The sequence below is a fragment of the Rania fehmarnensis genome (genome assembly GCF_056494185.1).
Window position 1 is genome coordinate 1,295,653 of the sequence record NZ_CM151398.1, and the last position, 25,857, is coordinate 1,321,509.

21 protein-coding genes are annotated in these 25,857 nt (G+C 55.1%); 16 read left to right on the plus strand and 5 right to left on the minus strand.

What is annotated here, in order from left to right:
• The first annotated feature begins 59 nt into the window (after positions 1 to 59).
• Both SH573x_RS04080 and SH573x_RS04085 read left to right on the plus strand, forming a co-directional pair.
• Entirely contained in the window at positions 60 to 650 is a 591-nt protein-coding gene (locus SH573x_RS04080) for a hypothetical protein (RefSeq protein ID WP_479353056.1), read from the plus strand.
• 59 nt (positions 651 to 709) lie between these two features.
• Positions 710 to 1,198: a YciE/YciF ferroxidase family protein gene (locus SH573x_RS04085; RefSeq protein ID WP_479353057.1), complete on the plus strand. Its 489-nt coding sequence runs from the start codon at positions 710 to 712 to the stop codon at positions 1,196 to 1,198.
• Positions 1,199 to 1,496: 298 nt separating this feature from the next.
• Here SH573x_RS04085 and SH573x_RS04090 read toward each other — a convergent pair whose 3' ends face one another.
• On the minus strand, positions 1,497 to 1,790 hold the full coding sequence (locus SH573x_RS04090) for a hypothetical protein (RefSeq protein ID WP_479353058.1): 294 nt from the start codon (positions 1,788 to 1,790) through the stop codon (positions 1,497 to 1,499).
• Positions 1,791 to 1,943: 153 nt separating this feature from the next.
• Between SH573x_RS04090 and SH573x_RS04095 the strand changes: the two genes are divergently transcribed.
• The 5 genes from SH573x_RS04095 (at position 1,944) to SH573x_RS04115 (ending at position 10,734) form a co-directional block, all read left to right on the plus strand.
• A complete protein-coding gene (locus SH573x_RS04095; RefSeq protein WP_479353059.1) occupies positions 1,944 to 3,188 on the plus strand; it encodes an RluA family pseudouridine synthase in 1,245 nt (414 codons plus the stop codon).
• A gap of 37 nt (positions 3,189 to 3,225) precedes the next feature.
• Entirely contained in the window at positions 3,226 to 3,957 is a 732-nt protein-coding gene (locus tag SH573x_RS04100) for a uracil-DNA glycosylase family protein (RefSeq protein WP_479353060.1), read from the plus strand.
• A gap of 99 nt (positions 3,958 to 4,056) precedes the next feature.
• Positions 4,057 to 5,418, plus strand: coding sequence for a phosphomethylpyrimidine synthase ThiC (gene thiC / locus SH573x_RS04105; protein ID WP_479353061.1), 1,362 nt, complete (start codon positions 4,057 to 4,059; stop codon positions 5,416 to 5,418).
• Positions 5,419 to 5,681: 263 nt separating this feature from the next.
• Entirely contained in the window at positions 5,682 to 9,092 is a 3,411-nt protein-coding gene (locus SH573x_RS04110) for an amidohydrolase family protein (protein WP_479353062.1), read from the plus strand.
• Between the two features lie 100 nt (positions 9,093 to 9,192).
• A complete protein-coding gene (locus SH573x_RS04115; protein ID WP_479353063.1) occupies positions 9,193 to 10,734 on the plus strand; it encodes a hypothetical protein in 1,542 nt (513 codons plus the stop codon).
• 132 nt (positions 10,735 to 10,866) lie between these two features.
• On the opposite strand, the gene SH573x_RS04120 is transcribed toward SH573x_RS04115, so the two are convergent.
• Complete coding sequence (locus SH573x_RS04120; RefSeq protein WP_479353064.1) at positions 10,867 to 11,589, minus strand: hypothetical protein; 723 nt, start codon at positions 11,587 to 11,589, stop codon at positions 10,867 to 10,869.
• Between the two features lie 330 nt (positions 11,590 to 11,919).
• Here SH573x_RS04120 and SH573x_RS04125 point away from each other — a divergent pair, with 330 nt between their 5' ends.
• From SH573x_RS04125 to SH573x_RS04140, 4 genes are all read left to right on the plus strand, one after another.
• Positions 11,920 to 13,650, plus strand: coding sequence for a transglutaminase-like domain-containing protein (locus SH573x_RS04125; RefSeq protein WP_479356644.1), 1,731 nt, complete (start codon positions 11,920 to 11,922; stop codon positions 13,648 to 13,650).
• A 60-nt stretch (positions 13,651 to 13,710) separates the two neighbouring features.
• Positions 13,711 to 14,706, plus strand: a complete 996-nt coding sequence (locus SH573x_RS04130; protein ID WP_479353065.1) for an adenosine kinase — start codon at positions 13,711 to 13,713, stop codon at positions 14,704 to 14,706.
• Positions 14,707 to 14,781: 75 nt separating this feature from the next.
• A complete protein-coding gene (locus SH573x_RS04135) occupies positions 14,782 to 15,762 on the plus strand; it encodes a PP2C family protein-serine/threonine phosphatase (RefSeq protein ID WP_479353066.1) in 981 nt (326 codons plus the stop codon).
• Between the two features lie 183 nt (positions 15,763 to 15,945).
• Entirely contained in the window at positions 15,946 to 16,722 is a 777-nt protein-coding gene (locus SH573x_RS04140) for a site-2 protease family protein (protein WP_479353067.1), read from the plus strand.
• Positions 16,723 to 16,994: 272 nt separating this feature from the next.
• Here SH573x_RS04140 and SH573x_RS04145 read toward each other — a convergent pair whose 3' ends face one another.
• Positions 16,995 to 18,143: an aldose epimerase family protein gene (locus SH573x_RS04145; RefSeq protein ID WP_479353068.1), complete on the minus strand. Its 1,149-nt coding sequence runs from the start codon at positions 18,141 to 18,143 to the stop codon at positions 16,995 to 16,997.
• 290 nt (positions 18,144 to 18,433) lie between these two features.
• Here SH573x_RS04145 and SH573x_RS04150 point away from each other — a divergent pair, with 290 nt between their 5' ends.
• The 4 genes from SH573x_RS04150 (at position 18,434) to SH573x_RS04165 (ending at position 22,531) form a co-directional block, all read left to right on the plus strand.
• Entirely contained in the window at positions 18,434 to 19,006 is a 573-nt protein-coding gene (locus SH573x_RS04150; RefSeq protein ID WP_479353069.1) for an RNA polymerase sigma factor, read from the plus strand.
• Between the two features lie 63 nt (positions 19,007 to 19,069).
• The gene (locus SH573x_RS04155; RefSeq protein WP_479353070.1) at positions 19,070 to 19,822 is read left to right on the plus strand and encodes a hypothetical protein; all 753 of its coding nucleotides are present in this window, start codon (positions 19,070 to 19,072) and stop codon (positions 19,820 to 19,822) included.
• Positions 19,823 to 19,877: 55 nt separating this feature from the next.
• Positions 19,878 to 21,197, plus strand: coding sequence for a PDZ domain-containing protein (locus SH573x_RS04160; RefSeq protein ID WP_479353071.1), 1,320 nt, complete (start codon positions 19,878 to 19,880; stop codon positions 21,195 to 21,197).
• A gap of 173 nt (positions 21,198 to 21,370) precedes the next feature.
• Positions 21,371 to 22,531: a YihY/virulence factor BrkB family protein gene (locus SH573x_RS04165; protein ID WP_479353072.1), complete on the plus strand. Its 1,161-nt coding sequence runs from the start codon at positions 21,371 to 21,373 to the stop codon at positions 22,529 to 22,531.
• Positions 22,532 to 22,628: 97 nt separating this feature from the next.
• On the opposite strand, the gene SH573x_RS04170 is transcribed toward SH573x_RS04165, so the two are convergent.
• On the minus strand, positions 22,629 to 23,138 hold the full coding sequence (locus SH573x_RS04170) for a hypothetical protein (RefSeq protein ID WP_479353073.1): 510 nt from the start codon (positions 23,136 to 23,138) through the stop codon (positions 22,629 to 22,631).
• Positions 23,139 to 23,273: 135 nt separating this feature from the next.
• Between SH573x_RS04170 and SH573x_RS04175 the strand changes: the two genes are divergently transcribed.
• On the plus strand, positions 23,274 to 24,776 hold the full coding sequence (locus SH573x_RS04175) for a hypothetical protein (RefSeq protein ID WP_479353074.1): 1,503 nt from the start codon (positions 23,274 to 23,276) through the stop codon (positions 24,774 to 24,776).
• Positions 24,777 to 24,861: 85 nt separating this feature from the next.
• On the opposite strand, the gene SH573x_RS04180 is transcribed toward SH573x_RS04175, so the two are convergent.
• Positions 24,862 to 25,599 carry a metallophosphoesterase gene (locus tag SH573x_RS04180; RefSeq protein WP_479353075.1) on the minus strand — a complete coding sequence of 246 codons (738 nt, stop codon included), beginning with the start codon at positions 25,597 to 25,599 and terminating at the stop codon, positions 24,862 to 24,864.
• Between the last annotated feature and the right edge of the window lie 258 nt (positions 25,600 to 25,857).

Consider the following 25,857-nt stretch of genomic DNA (forward strand, 5'->3'; position numbering starts at 1 on the left):
CAAGCGGCATCGCGTTTGCTTTCATTCCTTGGCAACTCAAACGCACAAGGAAACTTCCGATGACTACTCGCAAACCAACCCCCGATGCCGATGTCAACGATCTTCGAGACGCCAACGACCCAATCTATCCGGACACGGTTGTTGACGAACATGGCGAAACCAAGGTCGGTAATCACAACGCCGACCCCATAACCGGCGAACATGGATCGCACCCGGTTGGCACAGGCCTGGGGGCTGCTGCCGGTGGAGCGGTAGCCGGTATTGGCATGGGCGCCGCAGCTGGCCCAGTCGGTGCCGCTGTTGGCGCGGTGGTCGGTGGGATCGCAGGTGCCTTTGCCGGACACAACATGGCCGAGGCCATCGATCCAACCGTTGAGAACGCCTATTGGCGAGATGAATATCCACGCCGCGATTACTACCAACCTGGTATCGAATACGAAACGATCGAGCCAGCTTATCGCCACGGTTGGCAATCGCGAGCCCGCTATCGCAATCGTACCTGGGATGAAGCCGAAGCCGATATTCGTCGGCAGTGGGAACTCGATCAAGCCGAAAAAATGCCCGGTACCTGGGAAGACGCCCAGCGCCCAATTCGCGATGCCTGGGATCGCGCTCAAGAGTTGCTCGACAAAGAGCAACATAAACGTTAGCCATCGCCTGATGGCTGTTGTTTTATTTCATTGAACCCACGTTTATAAGGATCCACCAAGTGGCTCTAAAGACCTTAGCTGATGCCTTTTATGATGAACTCCGTGACGTGCTGAGTGCGGAGAAGCAGCTTACCAAGGCGCTTCCCAAAATGGCCAAGAAAGCCACATCGGAAGAACTGAAGGCTGCCTTTGAAAAGCATTTGGAAGAAACTCAAACTCAGATCGAGCGCGTGGAGAAAGCCTTTGAAGATACCGGCAAAACAGCCAAGGCGAAGAAGTGCGAAGCCATGGCAGGCCTGATCGAAGAGGCTTCGTCGATGATGGAAGAAGATGCAGACCCCGAAGTCATGGACGCAGTGCTGATCGCATGCGCGCAGAAGGTAGAGCACTACGAGATCGCTACTTATGGCACGTTGTGCACATGGGCCAAGCTGCTTGGATATGAAAATGCCAAGGACGCGCTCGGCCAAAACCTGGCTGAGGAAGAAAAGACAGATAAGATGCTGACGCAGCTGAGCCGACGGGTCAATCAATCGGCCAATACGTAACACCTCTCGCTCTCGAGATCGTCCAGCTATCAACTATCGAACTACATAGGCCTTAGGGTGGCACTGGCTATGCGCAGCATTGCCAGTGCCACCCAGACCCCTTAACGCCATACAAATGGACGACTAAATAGCTGGACGATCTCTTCGCCGTGGGGGTAGCCGATCTCGCCAGAGATTGGAAATCGATCGGTGACGCATCCAAAGTCTGGCGGCTTCGGCTACAGGTAAGCTGGACGATCTCTTTCGCTGATAGGGCCAGGCCAAAACAAATCTGTCACCGCCTCTGAAAGGCGGTGGATCAGAATCGAGACTTCGTTTCAGCCTTGAGCGTATATTCGAGGTTGGTACCGCGGTCGCCAGTGCCCACGATCTTGGCTGTCTTGTTGGCTGGATCGCTGGTGATTTTGACCGCCAGAGTTTCGCCTCCGCTGAGCTTGACCGTGCCTTCGTAGCCGTCGGCGACTTTCTTGACCTCAGCCGACTGGGCGCCATCAGATTTCCACGTCTGAACGAGCTCGTCGGCCATCTCTTTTTCGCTTAGCCGGGTGGGATCATATTGATTGCAGCCGCTGGCTAGGCAAGCAGCCAACATTAAGGTCAGGCCAACGAGGGAGTTTCGCAGACTTCTAGTGAGGGTGAGGCGCATGATCGGCAGTCATCTAATTTAAGGGATGGATGGAGGGACAGCAGATTCGCTAAAGGCGGGGCTGAACAAGATCTGCCAGGTATGCGATACTATTCAGCTATGGCCAAGCGAAATAATTCTTCATCGAACGAGCAATTTACGGTATATCACCTGGCGCCACAACATGCGGGACAGACGCTCTCGGGTGTCATCAAGGAGCTGTTGCCCGGTGCCAGTTGGGGGCAAGTCCAGAATTGGGTGCGTCAACGTTACGTGCAAGTCAACGGTAACTTGTGCTGCGACCCGGCGCGACGGGTGACCGAGCGCGATGTGGTAAAGCTGTGGCGCGAACCGTTGGCCAAGCCAATTACGGCCGAACAACTGCGTCTGCCCTACATCGATGAGCACCTGGTGGTCGTCGAGAAACCGGCCGGCATCACCTCGGTGTGGCACCGGGAAGAACGACAGATGCCGGACAAACGTCGGCATCTGCAACCGACTTTGGAACAGTTGCTCAGCGATGCCCTCGGTAAAGAGCTGGGGCTGCCGTTTACCGGTCGCGCCAAACGTGAAAGCGCCCCGGGCGGAAGTGCCGGGCGCGGTCCTGGAAAGCGGCCGGTCAACAAAGGGCTGCGTCATCGCAATGCACCAGCCAATCGCTGGCCAATCTATCCGGTGCATCGGCTGGATCGCGACACCAGTGGCCTGATGATCTTCGCTCGCACCCGCATGGCTGAACAAAAACTGATCGGCATGTTTCGAGATCATTTAGTTGAGCGCCAATACTGGGCCGTAGCGCACGGTCAGGTCGACTCGCAAACGATTCGAAGTATGCTGGTGCGCGATCGGGGTGATGGATTGCGAGGCAGCCCGGCCGCAGCCGCGGTGTCAACGGACACTCCTGTGGAGACTGCATCTAGCGCCAGTCAGTCATCGACCCCTGCGCCCGAAGCCCAAGGCACACCAGACATACAAGACACACAAGAAGCTCAAGAAGCTATCACGCATGTCGAGTTTGTTGAATCGATTGGCGAGTACAGCATTATTCGCTGCCGATTGGAAACGGGGCGCACGCATCAAATTCGCATTCACTTATCGGAACTTGGGCACCCGCTGTGCGGCGAGAAAATGTATGTGCGGTTGCCCAGTGGGTTGACGTTGGTCGATCAATCGCAGGCTCCGCGACAAGTCTTGCATGCGGAGCGTTTAACGTTTGTGCACCCCATCACGAGTGAGAAGTTGAGTTTTCAAATGGCCCTGCCGCCCGATTTGAAGAACTGGCTCAAGCGGTTGCGCAGCGATGTGTTATCAAACACCGCGACTGCGGCCACGACTGCAGCGAGCGAACCGGAATCGAAGACGTAGATTCAATATCAGTCTGGGTTGGTATGGAGTAAAGTTGATGACTACGAAAGTCTCCGGGGCGGTCAAGCCAGTTTTGGCGGCGGCCAAGAAATTGCGCCAAGCGGCTACAGAGCTCGACTTCAGTTCGACCATTCCGTGGGTCTATAACCCCTTGCAGTATGCTTGGGAAGCGCATCGACAGTATATTGAACGTTACGCGATCGATTCGTGCGAAGTGTTATTTGTGGGCATGAATCCCGGTCCTTGGGGCATGGCCCAGACTGGAGTCCCCTTCGGACAAGTCGCGGCGGTGCGCGATTGGCTGAGCATCGATGCGCCGATAGGCAAACCGCCCCGTGAGCATCGACTGCGTCCCATCGACGGCTTGGCGTGCAAGCGTTCGGAGGTCTCTGGCGAGAGGCTGTGGGGGTTGTTCAAGGCTCGATTCACGACGCCAGAGAGTTTTTTCAAACAACACTTTGTGGCTAATTACTGTCCCTTGGTCTTTATGGAAGAGTCGGCCAGGAACGTGACGCCCGACAAATTGCCGGCTAGTTTAAGGGCTCCACTGGAAGAAATTTGCGATCGGCATTTGCGAGCGCTAGTTGAAGCACTGGAGCCCGAATGGGTCGTTGGCGTAGGAGCTTGGGCAGAGAGCTGTGCGCGGCGCGTTGTGCCCACAGGGGTGCAGATTGGCAAAATACTTCACCCTAGTCCGGCTTCGCCGGCGGCCAATCGCGACTGGGCAGGCACTGCTTCGGCGCAGCTGGCGACTTTAGGAATATGGTAACCGAAGCAAAAATTCGAGCCGACTTCTCGCTGGTACGGGTTCACCGAACGGCTTGCTTGCTGAATAATTGAGGCTGTTGTTCTTCGTGCGTTGCGATTTTTGCAACGTACTCAATGCAAAAGGGTTCAAGGAAAGCTGATGACCACTCAACTGTTGGCGGCCCGTCGTGGCGAAGTAACTCCCGAAATGCGCATTGTGGCTGACAAGGAGCGTTTGAGCGAAGAGACAATTCGCGAAGAGGTGGCTGCGGGTCGAATGGTCATTCCGGCTAACAAGGTCCACTTGGCTGGACGATTAGAACCGATGTGCATTGGAATTGCCGCCACTTGCAAGATCAACGCCAACATCGGCAACAGCGCCGTCACCAGCAATTTGGATGAAGAGCTCGAGAAACTGCATACGGCCGTGCATTACGGGGCCGATACAGTGATGGATTTGTCTACTGGCAAAGACATTGACCACATCAGGCGTACGATCATTGAACGATCGCCCGTACCGATTGGAACCGTGCCCATCTATCAAATGCTGGAGCAATTGGGCGGCAACATTGAAGACATGCGCGCACAGCATTTCCTGGACATGGTCGAACATCAGGCCCAGCAGGGCGTAGATTATATGACGGTGCACTGCGGCGTATTGATGGAGCACCTGCACATGACCGTGAATCGTGTGACGGGTATCGTCAGTCGCGGCGGATCGCTGATTGCCAAATGGATGATGGCTCATCGCAAACAGAATCCACTGTACGAGCACTTTGATGACTTGTGCGACATCATGCGTCAGTACGACGTTACGTGGAGTCTCGGCGATGGCCTGCGCCCGGGCTCGATCGCCGATGCTAGTGACGAAGCCCAGTTTGCTGAACTGGAAGTATTGGGACGATTGGTAAAACGCTCTCTCGAAAAGGGCACGCAGTGCATGGTCGAAGGGCCAGGCCACATTCCCATGCATCAGATCGAAATGAACATCAAGAAGCAAATCGAGATTTGTGGTGGAGCTCCGTTCTATGTTCTGGGGCCGTTGGTTACAGACATTGCTCCCGGATACGATCACATCACCAGCGCCATTGGGGCGGCCCTAGCAGGTTGGAGTGGTGCTGCCATGCTGTGCTACGTAACGCCCAAAGAGCACTTGGGGTTACCTAATCGCGAAGATGTCAAGCAAGGTGTGATTGCCTACAAGATTTCGGCGCACGCAGCCGACCTGGCTCGCCAGCGGCCGGGAGCCCAGGAGCGCGACGATGCTCTATCGCGAGCTCGTTTTGCCTTTGATTGGAAAGAGCAATTTCGACTCTCGTTGGACCCTGAGACCGCGCAGGCATATCACGACGAGACACTGCCGCAGGAAACTTTCAAGTCGGCTCACTTCTGCAGCATGTGCGGACCCAAGTATTGCTCAATGCGCATCACCGAAGACATCCGCAAAATGGCCGCCGCCGACGAGCTGGTCGAACTAAAGTAAACCGTCGTTCGGCCGTAGGTTACCAGGCCGGTCTGGTTACCAGGCTCTGCCAGGTAACCCACTGCCTGGCAGGCTCCGCCTGCGTCGTTCAATTGCGGCCGATGTTTACGCAGGGAACCGGGGCTAATGCCCACGGTTTAAGGAACCGGGGCTAATGCCCTCGGCTTAGGATCTTGGAATTCGCCGGCCCGGCGCGATGTGCGCCGCAGTCGCAACTATAATCGGGAGCAGTATTGGTCTGCTTTCATTATGGTGAGTTATTTATGCGACACGCGCTCAATAGCGTTCTCTTGGGGATGGGTTGGCTAGCTCTGGTCCTGGTTCTCTCCGCCCGTCAGGGATGGGCAGATGATAAGCCAGCCCCAGGGGGCGACGGCAAGTGGGATATCGAACACCCACCCGGCGAAACGGTCCAGCAGAGCATTGACGTTGATGAGGGTACCTGGATCAGCCTGGATGTCAGCCCCGATGGTTCCCAGATCGTGTTCGACCTGCTGGGTGATATTTACAGTATGCCCATCGAAGGTGCCGATGGGACTGACAACAATTATCCCACCAAGTTAACCAGCGGTGTCAGCTGGGACATGCAACCGCGATTCAGTCCTGATGGACAATCGATCGCCTTCACCAGCGATCGCACAGGCAAGAGCGAACGCGCCGGCGACAACATCTGGATCATGCGCCGCGACGGCTCCCAAGCGACTCAAGTAACCAACGAGACCTTCCAACTGCTCAATGGTCCCACCTGGTCTCCCGATGGCAACTACATCGTCGCGCGCAAACACTTCACTGGTAGGCGTTCGTTGGGATCCGGCGAGATGTGGATGTACCATCGCACAGCCATGCAGTCGGGCGCCGCTAGTGGCGTTCAATTGACCAAACGTCCCAACGATCAGAAAGATGTCAACGAGCCCATTTTTTCGCGCGACGGTCGATATCTCTACTATTCACAAGACGCAACTCCGGGTGACTCATTCGAATACGACAAGGACTCCAACAAACAAATCTATGTCGTCAAACGTCTCGATCTGCAGTCCGGCACTACGGAGAACTACATCACTGGTGCAGGTGGCGCTTGTCGACCGGTGCCCTCCCCTGACGACCAATCGATTGCCTTTGTGCGCCGAGTAGGAGCTAAGACTGGGCTGCATATTCTCGACCTTCAGTCTGGCGCGGTGCGTTTAGTCTATGACGAACTGGAACGCGACATGCAAGAGGCTTGGGCAATCCATGGCGTCTATCCGGCTTATGCCTGGATGCCCGATGGTCAAAGCATCATTGCTTATGCGAAAGGCAAGATTCGCAAGATCTCGATTGCCGATGGCGCCGCCCAGGTCATTCCGTTTCGCATCCAAGACAAACGTGAAATCCGACCGTCTGTTCGCTTTGCTGTCGAAGTCGCCCCCGACAATTTTCCAGTCAAGATGCTGCGCTGGGTTCAAGTATCGCCCACGGGAAATCAAGTCGTCTTCCAGAGCATGGGCTATCTGTACGTTCGAGATTTGCCCGATGGTGCACCTCAACGTTTGACCAACCAAACTGAGCACTTTGAATTTTATCCAAGTTACTCGCGCGATGGTAAACACATCGTTTACACCACTTGGAACGACGAAAAGCTGGGTACGGTCCGCGTGGCTGCGGCTGATCCCACCGAGGCGGAATCATGGAAGGTAACCAACCAACCCGGTCATTACCTGGAACCAACTTTTTCGCCCGATGGTGAAACCGTTGTTTATCGAAAATCGTCCGATGGCTACCTGCGCTCACCACTTTACTCGCGCGAACCAGGACTGTATCGCGCTCCAGCCAAAGGTGGTGACGCTGTCAAGATTCATAGCAGCGGTTCTAATCCTCAGTTCACCAGCAGCAGCGATCGCGTATTCTTCGTCGATCGCAGTTCATCCAAAGACGCGGACAATCTGGGCCTGCATTCGATCGGCCTGGATGGCAAAGATCTGCGGCAACATGCCAATAGTCGATGGGGAACCGATTATCGCGTCTCGCCCGATGGTCAGTGGCTGGCCTTCATCGAACGTTTTAATGTTTACCTGGTGCCATTGCTGGCCACCGGTAGCACACTGGAAGTTGGGCCCGGCAACAGTGCGCTGCCCACCGCCAAGATGAGCCAAGAGTCCGGCGACTTCATCCACTTCTCGGCCGATAGTCAAAGTCTGCATTGGTCAGTTGGCCCCACGCTCTACACGCAGCGCTTGGACGAAGCCTTTCCGTTTCTAAAGCCCGACGCCGACTCAGTAGCAACCGCTACCAAGGGCGATGGCAAAGCGGACAAACCCAAGCCCACCACGATCAGCCTGGCATTTGATGAGCCATACGCCAAGCCTGAAGGCAAGGTCGCTTTCATCGGCGCCAAGTTACTCACCATGAGTGAGCAAGGTATCATCGAAAATGGTCGCATCATCGTCGAAGGCAATCGCATCGTAGCGGTTGGCGCGAGCCAGGACGTTGAGATCCCTGAGGATGCACGCGTTGTTAAAGTGCCTGGTATGGTGATCATGCCGGGGCTGATCGATGCGCATGCGCACGGTCCAATGGAGTCGGACGGTATCACGCCGCAGGCCAACTGGATCAACTATGTGCGCCTGGCCTTTGGCGTAACTACCATTCATGATCCGTCCAATGATACACAAGGCATCTTCGCGGCCAGCGAGATGATCAAAGCCGGCGCTACGCTGGGCCCGCGTATCTTTTCCACGGGCACAATCCTGTATGGTGCCGCCGGCAGCTACAAAGCTGAAATCGACAGTCTCGAGGACGCACGTTTTCATTTGTCGCGGATGAAAGCCGTCGGGGCGATTAGCGTCAAGAGTTACAATCAGCCGCGCCGCGATCAACGCCAACAAGTGATTGCCGCAGCCCGTGAACTGGGCATGATGGTCGTGCCCGAAGGCGGTTCGACCTTCATGCACAACATGACGATGATCGTTGATGGCCATACGGGAATCGAACACACGCTAAGCGTACAAACTGCCTACGACGACGTTATGGATCTGTGGCGCAACACCAATGTAGGTTACACGCCAACTCTATGTGTGGCCTATGGCGGTATCTCGGGCGAGCGTTATTGGTATCAGCATGATGACCTGTGGACACATCCGAGGTTGAATGCCTTTATGCCCAAGTTCGTTTTGCATCCACGCTCACGTCGACGCGAGAAGGCGCCCTTGGAGGACTACAATCACATCCGCGTAGCCGAGATTGCCAAGCAAGTTGTAGAACAGGGTGGACTGGCACAAACCGGTGGACACGGTCAACTGGTCGGTATCGATACACACTGGGAATTGTGGAGCCTGGTGCAAGGTGGCATGAAGAACATCGATGCGCTGCGCTGCGGAACCATCTTGGGTGCGAAGTATTTAGGCCTGGACAAAGACCTCGGATCGATCGAACCAGGCAAGCTGGCCGACTTGATTATTATTGATCGCGGTCACGATCCATCGCAAGATATTCGCGATTCGCAGCAGATCGCCATGGTCATGGCCAATGGTCGATTGTTCGAGGCGATGAGCATGCAGGAAAGCGGTGGCCAAGAGGCGCCCTCGCCCAAGTTCTTCTTCCAGAATGGTCATCAAGAAACAGGGACAGCTCTGCCCCGCGTCCGCGGTTGCGACTGCTGTCGGCCCGGCGGACTGCCGGCTTGGATGATTGATCCATAACCCTGAGCACGTTGGCATGCCTGTACACTCACCTGCTTGATAGAATGCGATTCTGGTGTGAGCCAGTTTGCGATCCGTCTTCTAATTCGGTTGGGCCGGCATGCCGATAGCTGCAGTAATTATTTTGCGCGTTGTTCAAGTTGTAGGATTGCTTGGCCTTTGGCTGGGACTGCAGCAGGTTCCGGAGTTGGTGCGAGTACTGGGCGATGTTGGGCAACGCGCCCAGTGGACTTGGCCAACGCTGTGCCTGCGTATCGTGGCGGTAACGGGGCCAGTGTTTCTGGCTGCGAACGTGGTTGGAATCATCCAGTGGGTCATTTATTCGCAGACTCAAAAAGCCAAAGCGCTGGCCGCGCATCCTACTGAGCCGTGGCTAGCCAACCCGATGTGGGCCCAGCAGCACATTCGGCTCAACAATCGCGCCCTGGTTTGGACGCTATCGATCTTCTTCGGACTATATATCCTGGTCTTGTTGCCTTTGGCCATCGCCAGTGAGAAACGCCCTTTCGTAATCTTTTGGGCGGTGCTGGGATTGATCTTGCTGGTGTTTCTGCGCTTGTTGTGGTTGGGGCGCAAGTGGAGCAATGCAGAGTTGCGGCTGGCAACTTTGCCCGGCGTAATTGGTGGCCCTTTCTCGGGTGTAGCCATCATTCATCATGTTTTCGATGACAAGACAATTTTCGATGTGAACTTGCGTTGCGTTCAATCAGTAACGCGCGGCACACGTAAGAATCGTCGAACAGAGTCGGTAGATCGCTGGACTACTACTCAGTTTATTCAGAAGACACTCACTGGTAGCGAGCCTCGTACAACTTGTGTACCCATCAGCTTTGCGATCCCATATGATGCGCTACCCACAAGTATGGACGGTGGCGAAGCGCCGGTGCACTGGCTGTTGACGGTATCGGAGAAAGCCGAGGTCAACATGGGCGGCGCAAGCTTTGAAGTGCCGGTCTTTAAAACTGCACAAAGCGATCGTAACTATCAGCCAGATACCCAGCTGGTCGATCAGTACTTGCAGCGCATCGATCCAGTGAGAGTGCTCGATCGCTATAACATGAAACGTGACGTGGCCGGACAGCGACGCGTCTTCGAATTTCATGAATTCAATACGAGCATATTTGTGACGTTGATCGTGATGTCAATAATGCTGGCCGCTGTCGAAGTCGGCCTGTGGTATTGGATTTTGAAACTTGAAACGTTTCTGTTTGTCAGCGTGTTCCCAGGGATTTTTCTGCTGATGTTCGCTTATGGCATCATCTACATGCTCTTTTGGCGATGCCGCATTGAAGTGCGAAGCGGTAGTCCCGCGCCGATAGACTTTGTGGATGAACTCCGCACGCAGCCCACGGCAACGGCTGCTGTGTCCACAGGTGTGATTAACGCCAGCGCAGGCATTTTGGGGTTGCGCAAGTCATTGAGTGTGCCAGCGGATCGGCAAACCAAGCTGGTTTGCAAGCTCGACCATCGCGTCAACAACAAAGAGCAATGGTCGATTCACTTGACTGGCCAAGAGGGTGCTTCGCTAAAGATACTAAGCACGCTGGAAGGCTCTGCAGAAGCGGAAGCAGTTGCTGCCTGGCTGGCCGAGCAACTGAAGATTAGCCATCGTAGAGTGAAACCCGGCGACAGTTTTCTATAACCCGAGGGCGTTAGCGGCGTTAGCCCCGGTTCCTACTAAACCGAGGGCGTTAGCCCCGGTTCCTGATCGTAGGCGATGCAACCGAGGCTAACGCCTGCGGTTTAGTGAGGCTAACACCTATGGCTAAGGTGATTAGGCGAACTCGGCGTCGTCTTCTTCGTTTTCGCTATCCATACCCAAGCGGGCACAGAGCGATTGGAATTGATCGTAAAGCGAGTCGGAGCTGCTGTGGACGTGTTCGGCTTCGGTGAGGAAACGCAAGTCGTCTTCGCAGTAGACATCATGGCTGATCAAGACGCGTTCGTAGCTTTCCAGCGGTGAGCCGTAAGCGATGATCATCTTGTGTTCGTCAAACTGGACTTCTTGTTGACGTTGTGGATTGAGCACGGCGATACCGGTGCATCCATCGTTCAGTAGCATGGCCTCATAGTCGTAGAGGATGCTCTTGAGGACGGGCATGTCGATATGTTCGCGGTAGAAGTCGTCATGACCGTTATTGCGATAGTGGCTGGTTTCCAGCACTACGTCGACGACCGGTCCGAGTGTACTGATCATATCGATGAAGAGGTCGAACAATCGTTCGCGGCTAGCCGCGGCCATGATGACTGGCACTTTGTTCTTGGACGTCGGATCGATATAGGTGTCATGGCGGAAACCTTGGCGCGGCAGGATCGATAACTCGATCGAGGGGCGGATGGCTTCGGTTAAGTCAAACGTTCCATAGCGGAACACTTCCATGTGTGCATCTAACTGGTCCTCAGTTATCTGCTGGAACTTAGTGACGTTTGGATTTACTGTACGTGCGGTGGCGCTAGTTTGGGCGGCACCGGATTGAGAGCTTGGCTTGGAGCCCATTTGCTTTTTCTCTTCAACTGTCTCGGGGGGGAAGACGCAAGTTCGGGGGCATAGACCGTCTGCCGAACTGACAACAAAAACTAGGTCATCCCGGTGCGCAGGCGCTCAGAGAAATGGGGCTTAGCACGCTTTAGAATCGTAACGTGCTGAACCTGGTAGGCGCAATCGTTATCAACGGAACAGCAACCGTCGGTTGCGGGGCAGAAGTCAACCTAATAGGGCGGGCTGTGGACTGCCCTAAAGAAACGGTAGCAGTTGCGACTATGATATACTGCAACCCTGCAACTCCACCCAAATAATGTATTCGTGTGAGGATGGTTTCTTTTGACAATGATCCAGCGACAGACCAGACGCCATCAGTTGTTCACGTGGCTGGCCTCAATGATGTTAGTTGTCAGCGGTTGCCAACCTGCTGCTAAACCGATACCGCCTGTGGAACGACCCACCGCTGACGTTCTATCGGCCAGCGGTTCACCAACCGAATCAGCAGACCCAACTGCGACCCTGTCGGACTCAACACCCGGTTCACTAGCGAAATCGCTGGCTCCATCACAGGCTAACCCGACTGCCAGTGAAGCGAACCGCACCAACCAGCCTTCTCGCCCACGCGAGCTGGTTCGCGATGAAACTGGGGGGGATTCGTGGTTGCCTGCGCGGTTGCAATTGCCGTTTGAATATTGGGAAGCCATCTATGGCAATGCTCAGCGTATTGGCGTTACCCAATACAAAATTGAAATGGCGGATAAGAGTCGGGTTCGCTTGATTATGACCACACATATGACGATGAGTGGCGTCACCAATCCGATCAAACGGATGGTCCAAGTTGAGACCGTCGAACAACCCAACGGTTTGATTGAGAGTTTTTCTGAAACGGTCAAAGTCGGGCCTAGCGAAACACATCTGTATGGCTCGGTCATCAATCGCAATTTACGACTGGTTAGTAAGAATTCGGCTAGCAATGTCAATAAGCAAATCGAGATGCAAGCAGGCGTCTGGGGACCGATGGGCATCCATCAATTGCTTATGCGCAAGCCTATGAAACCTCATGATGAGCGGGCCGCTCGAGTGTTTCTGGCACAAACCCATCAAGTCGCAGAGGTGACGCTCAGTGCCGGTGCACCGGAATCGACTACCTGCCCGGACGGATTGCTGGAAGATGTCATTCCAATCGAGGTTACGATGCGGCTGGATAAGGAAGGCATTCGCGTCCGCATGTGGGTCGACCGTCAAGGCCAGATCCAGAAGACGATTTGGCCAGAAGGCTTGAACTTCAGCAGTTTTCGCGTGTCAGGAGCCGACGGCCAAAGAATGGTCGACGAGAATGAAGCCAAGACGTTTGTCAATGTGCGGGTAGATGTAGCCGAAGATATGCGGCCAGTCGCCCAACTCGAGAAAGTTGTCTACAGCATCGGTTCCAGTCAACCCGACCCCTATCTGCTCTTTTCATCGCAAGGCAATCAGACATCCAGAAGCGCCACTGCATACGAAGCGAAGGTGGCCGTCGGACGCTCGCAAATTGATGGTAACATGCCGTTGGGCGTCAAACAGCCTGCGCCTGGCCCAGAGTGCAGTCAGCCGTCGAAATACATCAACTCCGATGATTCACACGTTAGTCAGACCGCCCAGTTGCTGGCGGCCGATGAACGTGTGCCGGGCAAGGTGGCTATTAAATTGAATACAGGCTTGTTCCAACGCATCAAGCCTCAGAAGTTCAATGTTATGGTTCATCGGGCATCGGACGTCTTGCAGGCCAACATGGGCGATACGAGCGACTACGCGATCTTGCTGGCCGCCCTGCTCCGCAGCCGGGAAATTCCCTCGCGTTTGGCCAGCGGTATTCGGCTGCAGACTTCCGATACCCAACAATTTTTTGCTTACCATATGTGGACCGAAGCCTGGATCGGCGATCGCTGGCTAGGACTGGATGCCAGCACTGGTCAACTGGCCGACTGCAGCTACATTAAGTTTTTGGAAACGCCCTTGGATGACGGTAATCCGTACCACGCCATGCTGCCAGTGATGACAGTTTTAGATAAACTCAAAATCTCCTTAGAGAAGTAAACGAGCTATGGGCTGGTACGTGTCCAGTCCGGCGACGAAAGCAATCAGAGAAAGATACGCATGCGCCGATATCATGTTTGCGGTTTGGGTAATGCCATGGTCGACATCTTTTTGGAGATGAGTGATCAGGAATTCGAGAGTTTGGGCTTTCAACGCGGCACGATGCGGTTGGTGGAAAAAGACGAACAGCAGCAGTTGTTTGCACGCTTTCATGATTCGCAACACGATCTGCGACTGGTCAGCGGAGGGTCGGTAGCCAATTCGGTAATTGGGCTGACGCAACTGGGCGGACGCTCTGCGTTTATTGGCTGCGTCGGTGATGATCGCTACGGATTGCACTACGCAGAAGAGTTTGAACAACTGAATATCGACTTCGGTAACAACGTCTTGGTGGGTGAGACGACGGGGACTTGCCTGGCCATCATTACTCCGGATGCCGAGCGCACGATGCGAACTTGTTTGGCAGTGTCCAGTCAGTTGGCAGCGCGGCACGTCAATGCGGATGCTATTGCACACTCAGAATGGTTGTTCATCGAAGGCTATGTATTTGCCAATCCGGATACGGGGCAACACGCGATTCGAGAGGCCATTGGTATCGCCAAAGAACACGGTACAAAAGTCGCTCTGACTTGCTCCGACGCCTTCATCCCCGAAGTATTTGGTGAGCCATTCCGGGCAGCTCTGGTGCAGAGCGATTTGTTGTTTTGCAACGCGGTCGAAGCTCAAGCGGTGACAGGTCAGCAGGATACTGTTGCGGCCTTTGCCAGTTTGAAAGACTTAGTGCCCAACGCAGTGGTTACCGATGGCCCGCATGGCGCGCATATTCGCTTTGCTGGTCATGAATCTCATGTGCCCGCTTACGCTTGTCAGCCCAAAGATTTGACTGGGGCTGGTGATATGTTTGCCGGTGCGTTCCTGTATGGCATTACTCACGGTTTGCAACCAGACGTCGCCGCCAAAGGCGCGAACTACCTATGTATGAAGGTGATTACTCAAGTCGGTGCTCGCTTGCACCAGGGAGCCCGCGAGTTTTGGCTAGCCGCCACGACAACGTAGCCTCCACCGGCAACTAAAAAGGCACAAGCAACCAAAGGGATTGAACGCTGGCCTGTCCAGCTGGAGAGAAAAGCTATGCAGGCTCGCATATTGAGCGCCGGACGCACCGACGTTGGCAAGCACCGTGAATCGAATCAGGATCAATTTCTGATCGCTGATTTGCACAAATCGATGTTGATTGAAGACAGCAGTTTGCGGTTAGATTGCCAGGCGCGGCTGTATGGAAAGTCGTTTGGCCGCTTGCTGATGGTGGCCGACGGCATGGGTGGCCATCAAGCCGGTAGTCGCGCTAGTTTGCTGGCCGTGGACTTGCTGATCAACCAGTTGGTTGGAGGCATGCGCTGGCCAATTCAAGTCACTGCTGAAGAGGAAACTCGGTTTGTAACTGATCTGAAGCAGCTCTTTGAAACTGCGCACAAATTGATCGTGCGCGAAGCCGATGCTCATGCCAATCTGAAAGGCATGGGAACCACGTTGACGATGAGTTACATCATTTGGCCGTGGATGTACGTGGTGCACGTGGGAGATAGCCGCTGCTATTTGATTCGTGAGGAATCGGTTCGCCAGCTGACACGTGACCACACGCTTTCATCTCACATGGCCGAAAAAGTCGGCAAGGGTGTGAGTGAATCGCAGTATGCCAAATGGAGTCACGTCCTGGTCAACGCCTTGGGTGCTGGAGGCATGGAGGTTACAGTTGAAGTCCACAAGGAAAAGTTGAGTGTCGGCGATGTGGTCGTACTGTGCACCGACGGGCTGTACCGTCATGTCAAGGAGAACGAACTGAGCGATATCTTGCTGCGCGAATTAGAGCTGGGCGAAGCTTGTCGATCGTTGATTGAGTTGGCTAACTTTCGTGGTGGTCAAGACAACATTACTGTCGTAGCGGCGCGCTGCCTGCCGAGTTCGGGGGCGGCCAAAGCTAGAACTGTAGTAGCGACCGAAGTCACCCTTGAGCGGGCGCTTGGAGACTTGGGTGGATTTGAACCCAAGATCAACGAAGATTCTGAAGTCGAAGACGAAGTTGAAATAGACACCGCCGAACATCACACCTAATGGAGTGTCTCCTTTCGCTCCCGCGAAAGGCAAGTTCCTTTCGCGGGAGCGAAAGGAGACGATTTAGGTCACGGTATGGTGTTTGCATAATGATACCGCCAACGGTTAGATCACTTGGCCAGCATGTCGCTTTGGCAGTCTTGGGTAGTGGCGATCGACCGAACGTCTAAAGAGAAGAAGACAATGTTTCGCAGTACAGAAGTCGGCAAAATTGGCGGCATCGATGTCCGAATTCACTGGACATTTTGGGTGCTGATGCTCTTTTACGTGCTGACGACTACGCTCTCCAGTGGTCCGCTGACGGGATTGATGGTGGGACTGACCTTCGGCCTTGTGTTCTTGTGCGTTCTGGCTCACGAGTTTGGGCATGCGTTTGCAGCGCGGGCTTATGGAATTCCGACGCATGACATTACGTTGTTGCCGGTGGGGGGCTTGGCCAGATTGGCTCGTATGCCTGAGAATCCGGTGCAAGAGTTGGTGATCGCTTTGGCCGGGCCAGCGGTGAATGTCGTGATCGCAATTGGGCTGATGTGTTTCTTGCCCCTGCACAAATTGATGGAACTCAGTAGCAATCCAATCTTGGTGTTGGGAGACAATCTGTTTGAAAATTTATTGGTCGCCAATGTGGTGCTGGTGCTGTTCAATCTGCTACCCGCGTTTCCGATGGATGGCGGTCGGGTTTTGCGCAGTTTGATTGCGATGAAGACCAGTCACTTGCGGGCCACCGAAATCGCTGTTCGGGTTGGGCGTTGGATGGCCGTCGGTTTTATCATCTTGGGGATCTTCTACTCGTTCAGCCTGGTGCTGGTCGGCCTGTTTGTCCTGCTGGCCGGTACTGGCGAACTGTTCGAAGCTCGGCGTCGAGCCATGGCGCAGCAGACCCCGTGGTTTCACTATGGCTGGACCCCTGGACCAGTTCGTGCAGAAGTCGTCGATGCCACCGAAGTCCGCCGCCTGTAAGTTGCCCGCCCCGCTCCGTCTCCCATCTCCGTAGCCGAAGTCGCCAGACTTTGGACTGCAAACACAGGGGACAGCCCGGACAGACCCCGCGCTGATTTGCTAGCAAATCAAATTGTGGACAGACCACGGGTGATTTGCCGACGACCTGCTGATTGGCTGAGCTTATGGTGGCGGGGCTATAGAAGCAAAGCTGTGCCCCGCTGCCCCGGCACGACACTCTAAAGGCGCAGGGCCATATCGGTCCGCCGTGAGAGGGTGCTTAGAAACAGCGGTTACTTGACCGAGAACTTGTGCATGGTGGCTTCGTGGTACGTTTCACCAGGCTTGAGGAGCGAAGTGGGAAACTCCGGCTTGTTGGGCGAATCAGGAAAGTGTTGCGTCTCCAAGCAGAAGCCTTCGTGCTGTTTAAAGCCGCCGTTGCTGGCTGAGCCGCTGAGGTGATTGCCCGTGTACAGCTGCATGCCGGGCTGCGTGGTGAACACCTCCATCACTCGACCACTGACCGTTTCAACGGCGCGTGCGGCTGGTCGCATCGTACCTGGAGTGCCATTGACCACAAAACAGTGATCGTAGCCTTTAGTCTGAGGTAACATCTCGATGCGCTGTCCGATGAGGCGCGGAGTGCGGAAGTCCAACGGAGTACCTTCCACACTGGTCAGCGGGCCGGTGGGGATCAGCGTGTCATCGACCGACAAAAAACGATCGCAAAACAGTTGAAGTTCGGTACCCAAGATGTTGCCGCTACCTGCGCCTGCCAAGTTCCAGTAACCGTGATTGGTCAAGTTGAGAACCGTAGGCTTGTCAGTGGTAGCTGTGAAAGCAAAGGTCAGTTCGTTGGCGTTGTTCCAGGTGTACTGAGCGGTGATGTTCAAGGTTCCCGGATAACCTTCCTCGCCATCGGGGCTAACGGTCTTGAAGGTCACAATCAGGGCGTCATCGGTCTGACTGGTTTCGGCTTGCCAGACTTTCTTGTCAAAACCAACCGTGCCGCCGTGCAAATGGTTGGGGCCGTTGTTGGTCACCAGCGTATAAGTCTTGCCATCGATCTGAAACTTACCGCCCGCGATGCGGTTGGCGTATCGCCCGACAGTAGCGCCGAAGTAGGGGTGACGTTCCAGATAGCCTTCCAAGGTCGGAAAGGACAACATGACATTGGCTCGCTGGCCCGATCGGTCGGGAACTTCAACTTTGGTGATGATTGCACCGTAATTGGTCAGCTGGACCAGGTTGCCGGCTGAATTGGTCAGAGTATATAGAGAGACCTTCTGGCCGTCGGGAGTTGTACCGAAATCGCTGGTTTCAATCTTCATGGAAGCTTTTTCCTGGGCAAAAATAGGGGCAAACGTGTTCGGAGTGATAGCGGCCAGGCAGCCGAGTATCAAGACTGAATAGAAATTCCCCAGAGATTTTGTCAGTGACATAATGAATCCCTCGTTACCGCTCGAAGGGGGTGCTAATACAAATGCAGGTAGTGCTTCTGGTTTAACTCGGAAGCGTGCTGGCTGCAAGTGCTAGCGAGCAACAAAGCCGAACAGGCGGTAACTAAGAGTGTGGCATAGGCTTCCAGCCTGTGTTTGGACTGCGGCATACGCTTCCAGCTTGGGGACTCTCCCTTAGAGTTTTGGGAGAAGGACACAGGCTGGAAGCCTATGCCACACAATCCACACAGGCTGGAAGCCCATGCCACACAATCAAAACAGGCTGGAAGCCTATGCCACATGAGATGATGGTCCGAGTGATCGACGCTTCACAACTTGCTTGCAACCCTGCCGAGGAGTTTGCCAGCCATCAAGGGTGGCTGCGTACTGTCTTATTGTCTCGACTGGGAAATTGCGAAGAAGCTGACGAAGTGTTGCAAGAGATCGCGCTAGCGGCCGCCAACCAGTCGGCTCGACAGGAACCGGTCCAGCGGGTGGGACCGTGGCTGTATCGCGTGGCGCTCCGGCAAGTGCTGTTGCTGAAGCGTCGACAGGGGCGGCGGAGGCGATTGATGGCCAACGTGGTCACGCGCACGCACGTGACCGACGAATGTAACAAATCGCCTTCACCACTGGATTGGATGCTCAGCCAGGAACGAAGTCAGCGGGTCCGCGAAGTCATGAGGTTGATGAGCGACCGCGACCGACAGCTACTGATGCTGAAGTATGTCGAAGGATTATCGTATGAGCAGATTAGCCAGACGTTGGGTGTGACGGCTAGTTCGGTTCAATCGCGACTACATCGCGCCCGCAAGATTCTGCGTGACCACCTGCTGCAAGCCCAAGTCATCGACCATGTGGCCTAGGCCTTTCGCCTCTGCCAGTTCCCTAAAGAAGCATCGCCCGTCAGAAAATCAGTTAACTCAACCATGATCGAATCAAAGCAAGATTGGAATGATGATGAAACCTGGCTACGACTGGCCGATGGCCAGTTGGATGCTGGAACCTTGCGCACACTGGTGGCGGCTTGCGAGCGCGAGCCACAGTTGTGGAAACGCTGCGCATTGACGCTACTAGAAGAGCAAGTTTTGCAGCAGGAAATGCGGACCCTCAAACATAGCCCACTGGGGAGTGATGCGGGCGATTGCGTGCCAGCACTAACCTCTCGCTCAATCGCTTCCGCACCTCCCGTTGGTCAATTTCACAATCCAGCTCCAGCCATAACCCAGCGGCATGGTCACTCCAGTTGGCTAAATAGCCTGGCCCTGGTGGCCTCGGTGGCCGTGGCCTTCATGATCGGTTGGCAGGCCTCGCAGCGCTGGGGACTGACGGCGGTCGAAGATGGTGCGGCTGCGTTTGATAGTGACAACAGCGTGGCGGCCGCACCGCCCGAGACGGGAAAGCCGCGTGAAAGCGATACGCAATTTGTTGCAGTTAAACCGCATGAAACCTTGTTGGCCCGCGACCAAATTGAAAACCTCAATTCCCAGAATTTTGCCAATGTCATTCAAGCTCGAACCGATCCGGAACTGGAGCGACGCACCAACGAATTGCGAAGAGAAGGCTACGACGTGCGGACCAAGAGCGGCCTTGTGCCGGTCATTTTACCCGACGGGCGGCCCGCCTTTGTGCCTTTTGAACAAGTCAACGTCCGACCACCGCAATACATCAATGCTTACTAAGCACCCAATTGAAACTACACCAAGAAACAAACTAGTTCGAATTAGGAGCTCACTCATGAAATGGTTTTCGTTCGTTCTCACCGGCGTTTATGCGCTGTGTACCCTCTCGAGCCAGGCGCAGGCTCGACCTCAAGAACCCAATATCAAAATCTCTGTAACGGCCGAACGTTCCGATGAGCCCAACGCCGATCAAGCCAATGAACAGGACGCCAAGAAGGAATCCAAGAAAGGCGAAAAGAACTCGCTGAAGTTACAGTTGCGGAAGCGACTGTCGGTCGCGCAGGCTGAAGAAAAGACGGATGAAGGATCCGAAGATGTTACGCTCAGCTTTACAGTAGATGCTCCTCCGAAAATTTGGTTGGGCATCGGCTTGAAAGAAGTAGAAGGCGACCTGGCCACCTATCTCGATAGTACTGCCGGAGTATTTGTTGATGAGGTCTTTCCAGATAGCCCCGCCGCTGCGGCCAAGTTGCAAAAAGGCGATATCGTCATCGCCATCAATGGTGAAAAACTGGGCGGTCCGATGGACCTGGTAAGCGCACTGCGAAAGATCGGCGAAGAAGCAGATTCGCAAAAGCCAGACAGTGATTCCGAAGACAAAGAGTCCAAAGACAACGAGTCCCAGGACGAAGACGATAAAGAATCGACCTCCGAGACCAAATATCCAGCGGTGACGTTAACCATTAAACGCCACGAGAAAGAAGTGGAAATCGAACTAACACCTGGATCGCGACCCCAATCTTTGAGCGTGACGGCTCAACCAGTCGGACAACTAAAGGACGGTGCCAGTTTCTTCTACTTCGGCGAACCCAATGTCAATACGATCAACAAGTCGGTGATCGTCATGAAAGATGAAAAAGGCAACGTCCAAGTTCAAATAGATCGCACGGGTGACGGCGAGGCCCAGATTGTTATCACCGACGACAAAGGGCAACGCACGATTGACCAGTCCCAATTAAAGGAGTTGCCCGAGAAGTTGCGATCGGCCGTCGAACGGGCGCTCAAGCATCAGCACAAACCCGGTTTGCACGTCGAACAGGGACACGAAGTTGACCAGGCTGACCTGAACGAAAAAGTGCTCAAGGATGTTAATGAGCAGGTCGAGAAGGCGATCAAACGCTTGGGGAACGCAGGAGTGCAAATCGATGTCAGCGCACTGCCAGAGCAACTAAAGAAACTGGGCGAAATGAATGGCGTCATTGTCATTCGCCCCGAAATGGGCGAAATGGCGATGAAGTGGGCCGAAGCAGGCGCGGGGAAAGAGCATGCCTTTATGGGGATCCCTGAAGAGATAAAGCTGCTCCGCGAACAAATCGACCAGCTCAAGAAACAAGTCGACGAATTAAAAGCCGAGCTGAAAGCTAGCAAACAGTAGCCGAAGTCGCCAGACTTTGGCCGCATGACTACCATCGATATATCGACATGGGCTGGCGCATACTGGCATAGGCTTACGGCGTTGCATTTTGGTATAGCGTAAGCATGGAGTGCCCACCCTCGGCACAGCCATGCCAACCTATGCCACCAGTCGCACTCCCGACACGGACGTTTATGCCGCAGAATTACTTCGCCAATTGGGATAACGCCCAAAGCGACCGCAAGTCGGCCGAGGCGGACGGCACTACGCATCGCACTGCGGACAGCAATACGCATAGCACCGCGCGTCCGCAACCGGCCAGAACGCGCAAAGTTCATTTCGGCAATTTGCCGCAGTTGCGAATCGTCATGCCCGACGCGCCGGTGCAAGCCGTAACCGATTATTCGGTCGGCTATGGCAAGCAGGTCTTCTGGGGTGTGATCGCTGCGGCCAAAAAGTGGCAAGCGGATGATGCGGGCGCGATGGCTGCGGGCGTCGCCTACTATCTCGCGCTGTCGCTCTTTCCAATGCTGCTGCTGCTGACAGCCGGATTAGGCTTAGTCTTTCGTTTCACTAGCGTGGGCCATGATGCCGAACTGCAGATTCTGGCGGTGGTGGGCGAGCACTGTTCGGCAACGCTTGAGCAGCAAGTTCGTGAAGTCTTGTCGCAACTGCGCGAGCAATCGGTCGTCGGCGGTCCGTTTGGACTGATCACTGCGATCCTGGCTGCCATCGGAGTGTTCTATCAATTCGAGCGAGCCTTTGATCGCATTTGGCGCTGCAAACCCAAGGAAGATGCCAATTGGTGGTCAGCTGCGGGCCGCATTTTGAAGCAGCGTTTTTCTGCCTTCTGCTTGTTGGGCAGTGTTGGCTTGGCCATCGCCATGATCCTGCTGGTCAACGTGGCCGTTGGTTTGGTTCAAGGTTGGATGACGCAGTGGCATATGCCGGGCAGTAGTTTGCTCAGCGGCCTGGATGCTTGTTTGACGTTGTTGCTCAACGCAGCCGTCTTCGGCTTGCTGTACAAGTGGCTGCCCAAGCGGCGCATATTCTGGTCCGATGCATTCCGCGGCGGATTGCTGGCCGCTATTGTTTGGGAAGTTGGCCGCCAGTTGCTCGGCGCAGTATTGATCGGAGTCCGCTACACGACCGCTTATGGCGCCATCGGTTCCTTCATCGCATTGTTGCTGTGGTGTTACTGGGGTGTATCGATCATCTTCTTTGGCGCCGAGTACGCTCAAGTTCTCTCGGATGATCGCCGTAAAAGTGGGGCTGGTGGTACCAACGGTGCTCAGCCCGTCGACACTTCCAATTCGGCAACAGGGCACAAACAGGAATCGCGGGTAGCGATCTGAACTACACACTAAGTGTAGTCTTATAGCAGAATGTAGTTCGCGGCCGCGGTGTTAACAGGCTGCGCAGTTTGTCGACGTGCTTAGGGCACAGAACTAATCAATACTTGACATCCAAGATGGCTCGTTGACCGCTGGGTTGCTGGGCATAGACGGTCATGATTCGCATCGGCACGACGGTGGGGCGATAGGGTTGATTGCCTGAGGTTTTGAAGAAAGCCAAGGGCACTCGCAAGTCGCCGCCAGCGGGGATGGGATCTGGACTGTAGAAATAAAACTGCTTGTTGATCGCCATCGATACATTGGTCCAGGCCTGCTCAGTAGGATTGTGCACGTGCACGCCCGGCATCAGTTTGACATCATCTCCTGTCGGCGGCCAAGGCACCGGTTCCAAGGTTAGCTCGGCGGGCAATAGCGGTTCCGGCGTGGAGGGAATCGCCAGCCACACCGTTGTTGCTAACGTGACTGGTATCAAAGTGACTGCGATCAGACTGAGTGTGAGCACGCGACGTGACAGTTGGATCACGTTAGGCAGCGCCTGCCGGGAGTCGTCGCCCGAAGGACCGCAGGCTGTCGTGCGCGTATTATTATCCGAATTGGTGGCAGTCATGGCGAATTAGTAGTACAAAGGACATTGGGCTGTGGCGGGCAAAGCTCTGACAAACTGACCAGGACCACGTCGAGTTCATTCTAACGACTCGGAGCTTGCCAACGAGTGTCGGATCTCATTTGTGGAGCTAAGGTCATGGTTAAGGCGGATCGTAGAAAATTTGTGCTAGGCAGTTCGGCCATGGCTGCCAGTCTGTCACTGGCCTCATCGCGCTTAACGACTATGCCAGCTCTGGGTGACGACCAACTGCACGTCGAGTCGGATATGGTTCGCTTTCGCCCTGAGATCGAGCCGCTGGTGCGTTTGATCGAAGAGACTCCGCGCGAGAGCGTCATCGACAAGGTGTTGGACAACATCAAATCCGGACGCACTTATAGTGATCTCTTGGCTGCGCTGTTCTTGGCCGGCATTCGAAATGTGCAGCCGCGCCCAGCGGTCGGCTTTAAATTTCATTGCGTGTTAGTGGTCTATGCGACGCACCAAGCCAGTCTGGCTGCGGCCGATCAATATCGCTGGTTACCGTTGTTGTGGGCCATCGATAACTTCAAAGGTGCGCAGGCGACCGATGTGCGCGAAGGTAACTGGACCATGGCCAAAGTCGATGAGGCCAACCTGCCAGCGCCGGAGAAATCACTTGATGCTTTGAGTAAAGCCCTTGAGAACTGGGATGTCGAAGCTGCGGATCATGCCGCAGCGGCGGCCGCTCGCACGGCGTCGCGCAGTCAGTTGCTCGATGTGCTGGCTCGTTACGCCAGCCGCGATTTTCGCTCGATTGGCCACAAGTCGATCTACGTAGCCGCCGCGTTTCGCGCTCTGGATGTGATTGGCTGGCAGCATGCCGAACCGATCATCCGCTCGCTCGCCTATGCAATTCTCAACCATCAAGGCGACGAGAATCCGTCTCAACATGAGTATGCAGTCGATCAAGCTGGCCGCGCCAACTGGCAACTCGTAAAGCAGTGGACCACCCCCTGGGAGGCTGGTCGACCCAGCGAAACGGCCACCCTGGAGTTGCTCAAAACGCTCCGTTCCAGCCAACCGGTGCCGGCTGCCCAAGCCGCCCTGGAGATTGTCGGCACCAGTGCCCATCCGCAGTCGATCAGCGATGCGGTCATGTTGGCTTCGGCCGAACTGGTCATGCGTCAGCCGGCGATCGTGCCTTTGCACGCGGTCACCACCACCAATGCCCTGACGTATTTGATGTCGAGCGTGGGTGATCAAGAATTAAAGAAGTGGTTGCTCCTGCAAAACGTTTCGTTCCTCGCCCACTTTACCGCGGCAGCGGAAGCTCGCGGCAACCTGGCCGAAGGGCAGATCGATCAGCTATCGATCGAGAAAGTGGACGCTGACCCGGCCCGTTTACTGGCGCAATCCAGCGATCGACAAAAGAACGCGCAAGCCATTTTGAGTTTGGCTCAGGACCCGGGCGTGGCCCGCGAACTAGTGCAGTCGGCTCGAGAGTTGATCTTCCTGAAAGGGACCGACGCACACGACTACAAGTTCAGCTCAGTCGCGCTAGAGGATTACCAACTGCTAAGCCCCAAATGGCGAGCTCCCTATCTGGCTGGCTGCAGCCATTTATTCAAGCTCGGCAGCGACCGCGACAGCCCGCTGGCCCAAAAGTTGATCGCCACGTAGTAGCCTGTAGCGGAAGCCGTCAAGGCTTTCGAATAGATCCGCAGCTGTAGCGGAAGCCGTCAGGTTTTCGATAGAATTCACCGCCCTATCCCCAGATAACTTTTTCGCTGTTCTCTGGGCATTGCCAGAGTTGCCCGGTACGCACGTCCATCAGGCTGAGCAGTCCGCCCAGACCGCAACCGGTATCCAAGCAGCGCAGAAACCCGAAGTCCACAATTCTGCCGTGCAGATTGGGCGTGTGGCCGACGATGGCTGTCTTGCCTGAGCAGTGCGGCAGCGGCGTGCGCTCATGCAGGCTGAGCCAACGCAAAGCCATCGAGGCCTGGTGTTCCATCGGCAATTGCGGTTCATAGCCGGCGTGCGCAAAAATAAATTCTCGACATTCCCAGTAGGGTAACGCCGCCTCGAGAAAGCTCCAATGTTCGCTTGGGATATCAGCCAGGGTGGGAGATTCAGTTTCTGCCGTGGCGTACGAACGCAGCGTTTCATGGCCACCCATGGCCAGCCAGCCGGTCAGAGCACTGGGGTCATTTCGGGCATCCAACATTTGCTCTTCGTGGTTGCCCAGGATCGTGATGAGATGGATCTCGGTCCGCAACTCAATGAGTCGGGTGATCACGCCGCAAGTTGCTGGCCCCCGATTCACAAAATCTCCCAGGACTACCAGTGTGTCATCGGCAGTCAGATGGGTGGCCTCCAGCAGCGCTTCCAATGGTTTAAGGCAGCCGTGGATATCGCCGACCGCCAGAATGCGCCCGTCTGGCTCCCCGCGTGAGGGGTTGGCGACCGATTTGGGTTCGGGGACAGGCTTCGTGCTTCTCAATGTAGTTCTTTTGGGTGGCGGCTAATTTGAGGACAGCTTGGCGACTTTCCTAGCTTATCACAGAGTGGTTTGTAGATGGAACTTTTCCCGCTGTTGGGGACTCCAAGGGCTCTGTCAGCTTTCACGTATGGGTTTTTCGGGTGGTAGGGTTTGGGAGGCTCGGTGGGCCGTCCTGGTGACCGGCAGGCTGGTCCGGTTGTAGGGGCAGTTTTTCGAGCAGTGCTCATCTCGAGCGCGTCAGCAGCTGGGGGTTTCATT

Excerpts from the sequence above, each read along its gene's own strand:
- SH573x_RS04080 (WP_479353056.1), top strand. The coding sequence starts at position 60 with ATGACTACTCGCAAACCAACCCCCGATGCCGATGTCAACGATCTTCGA.
- SH573x_RS04090 (WP_479353058.1), bottom strand. The coding sequence starts at position 1,790 with ATGTTGGCTGCTTGCCTAGCCAGCGGCTGCAATCAATATGATCCCACC.
- SH573x_RS04095 (WP_479353059.1), top strand. The coding sequence starts at position 1,944 with ATGGCCAAGCGAAATAATTCTTCATCGAACGAGCAATTTACGGTATAT.
- SH573x_RS04100 (WP_479353060.1), top strand. The coding sequence starts at position 3,226 with ATGACTACGAAAGTCTCCGGGGCGGTCAAGCCAGTTTTGGCGGCGGCC.
- SH573x_RS04110 (WP_479353062.1), top strand. The coding sequence starts at position 5,682 with ATGCGACACGCGCTCAATAGCGTTCTCTTGGGGATGGGTTGGCTAGCT.
- SH573x_RS04115 (WP_479353063.1), top strand. The coding sequence starts at position 9,193 with ATGCCGATAGCTGCAGTAATTATTTTGCGCGTTGTTCAAGTTGTAGGA.
- SH573x_RS04120 (WP_479353064.1), bottom strand. The coding sequence starts at position 11,589 with ATGGGCTCCAAGCCAAGCTCTCAATCCGGTGCCGCCCAAACTAGCGCC.
- SH573x_RS04125 (WP_479356644.1), top strand. The coding sequence starts at position 11,920 with ATGATCCAGCGACAGACCAGACGCCATCAGTTGTTCACGTGGCTGGCC.
- SH573x_RS04130 (WP_479353065.1), top strand. The coding sequence starts at position 13,711 with ATGCGCCGATATCATGTTTGCGGTTTGGGTAATGCCATGGTCGACATC.
- SH573x_RS04135 (WP_479353066.1), top strand. The coding sequence starts at position 14,782 with ATGCAGGCTCGCATATTGAGCGCCGGACGCACCGACGTTGGCAAGCAC.
- SH573x_RS04140 (WP_479353067.1), top strand. The coding sequence starts at position 15,946 with ATGTTTCGCAGTACAGAAGTCGGCAAAATTGGCGGCATCGATGTCCGA.
- SH573x_RS04145 (WP_479353068.1), bottom strand. The coding sequence starts at position 18,143 with ATGTCACTGACAAAATCTCTGGGGAATTTCTATTCAGTCTTGATACTC.
- SH573x_RS04150 (WP_479353069.1), top strand. The coding sequence starts at position 18,434 with ATGCCACATGAGATGATGGTCCGAGTGATCGACGCTTCACAACTTGCT.
- SH573x_RS04155 (WP_479353070.1), top strand. The coding sequence starts at position 19,070 with ATGATCGAATCAAAGCAAGATTGGAATGATGATGAAACCTGGCTACGA.
- SH573x_RS04160 (WP_479353071.1), top strand. The coding sequence starts at position 19,878 with ATGAAATGGTTTTCGTTCGTTCTCACCGGCGTTTATGCGCTGTGTACC.
- SH573x_RS04165 (WP_479353072.1), top strand. The coding sequence starts at position 21,371 with ATGCCGCAGAATTACTTCGCCAATTGGGATAACGCCCAAAGCGACCGC.
- SH573x_RS04170 (WP_479353073.1), bottom strand. The coding sequence starts at position 23,138 with ATGACTGCCACCAATTCGGATAATAATACGCGCACGACAGCCTGCGGT.
- SH573x_RS04175 (WP_479353074.1), top strand. The coding sequence starts at position 23,274 with ATGGTTAAGGCGGATCGTAGAAAATTTGTGCTAGGCAGTTCGGCCATG.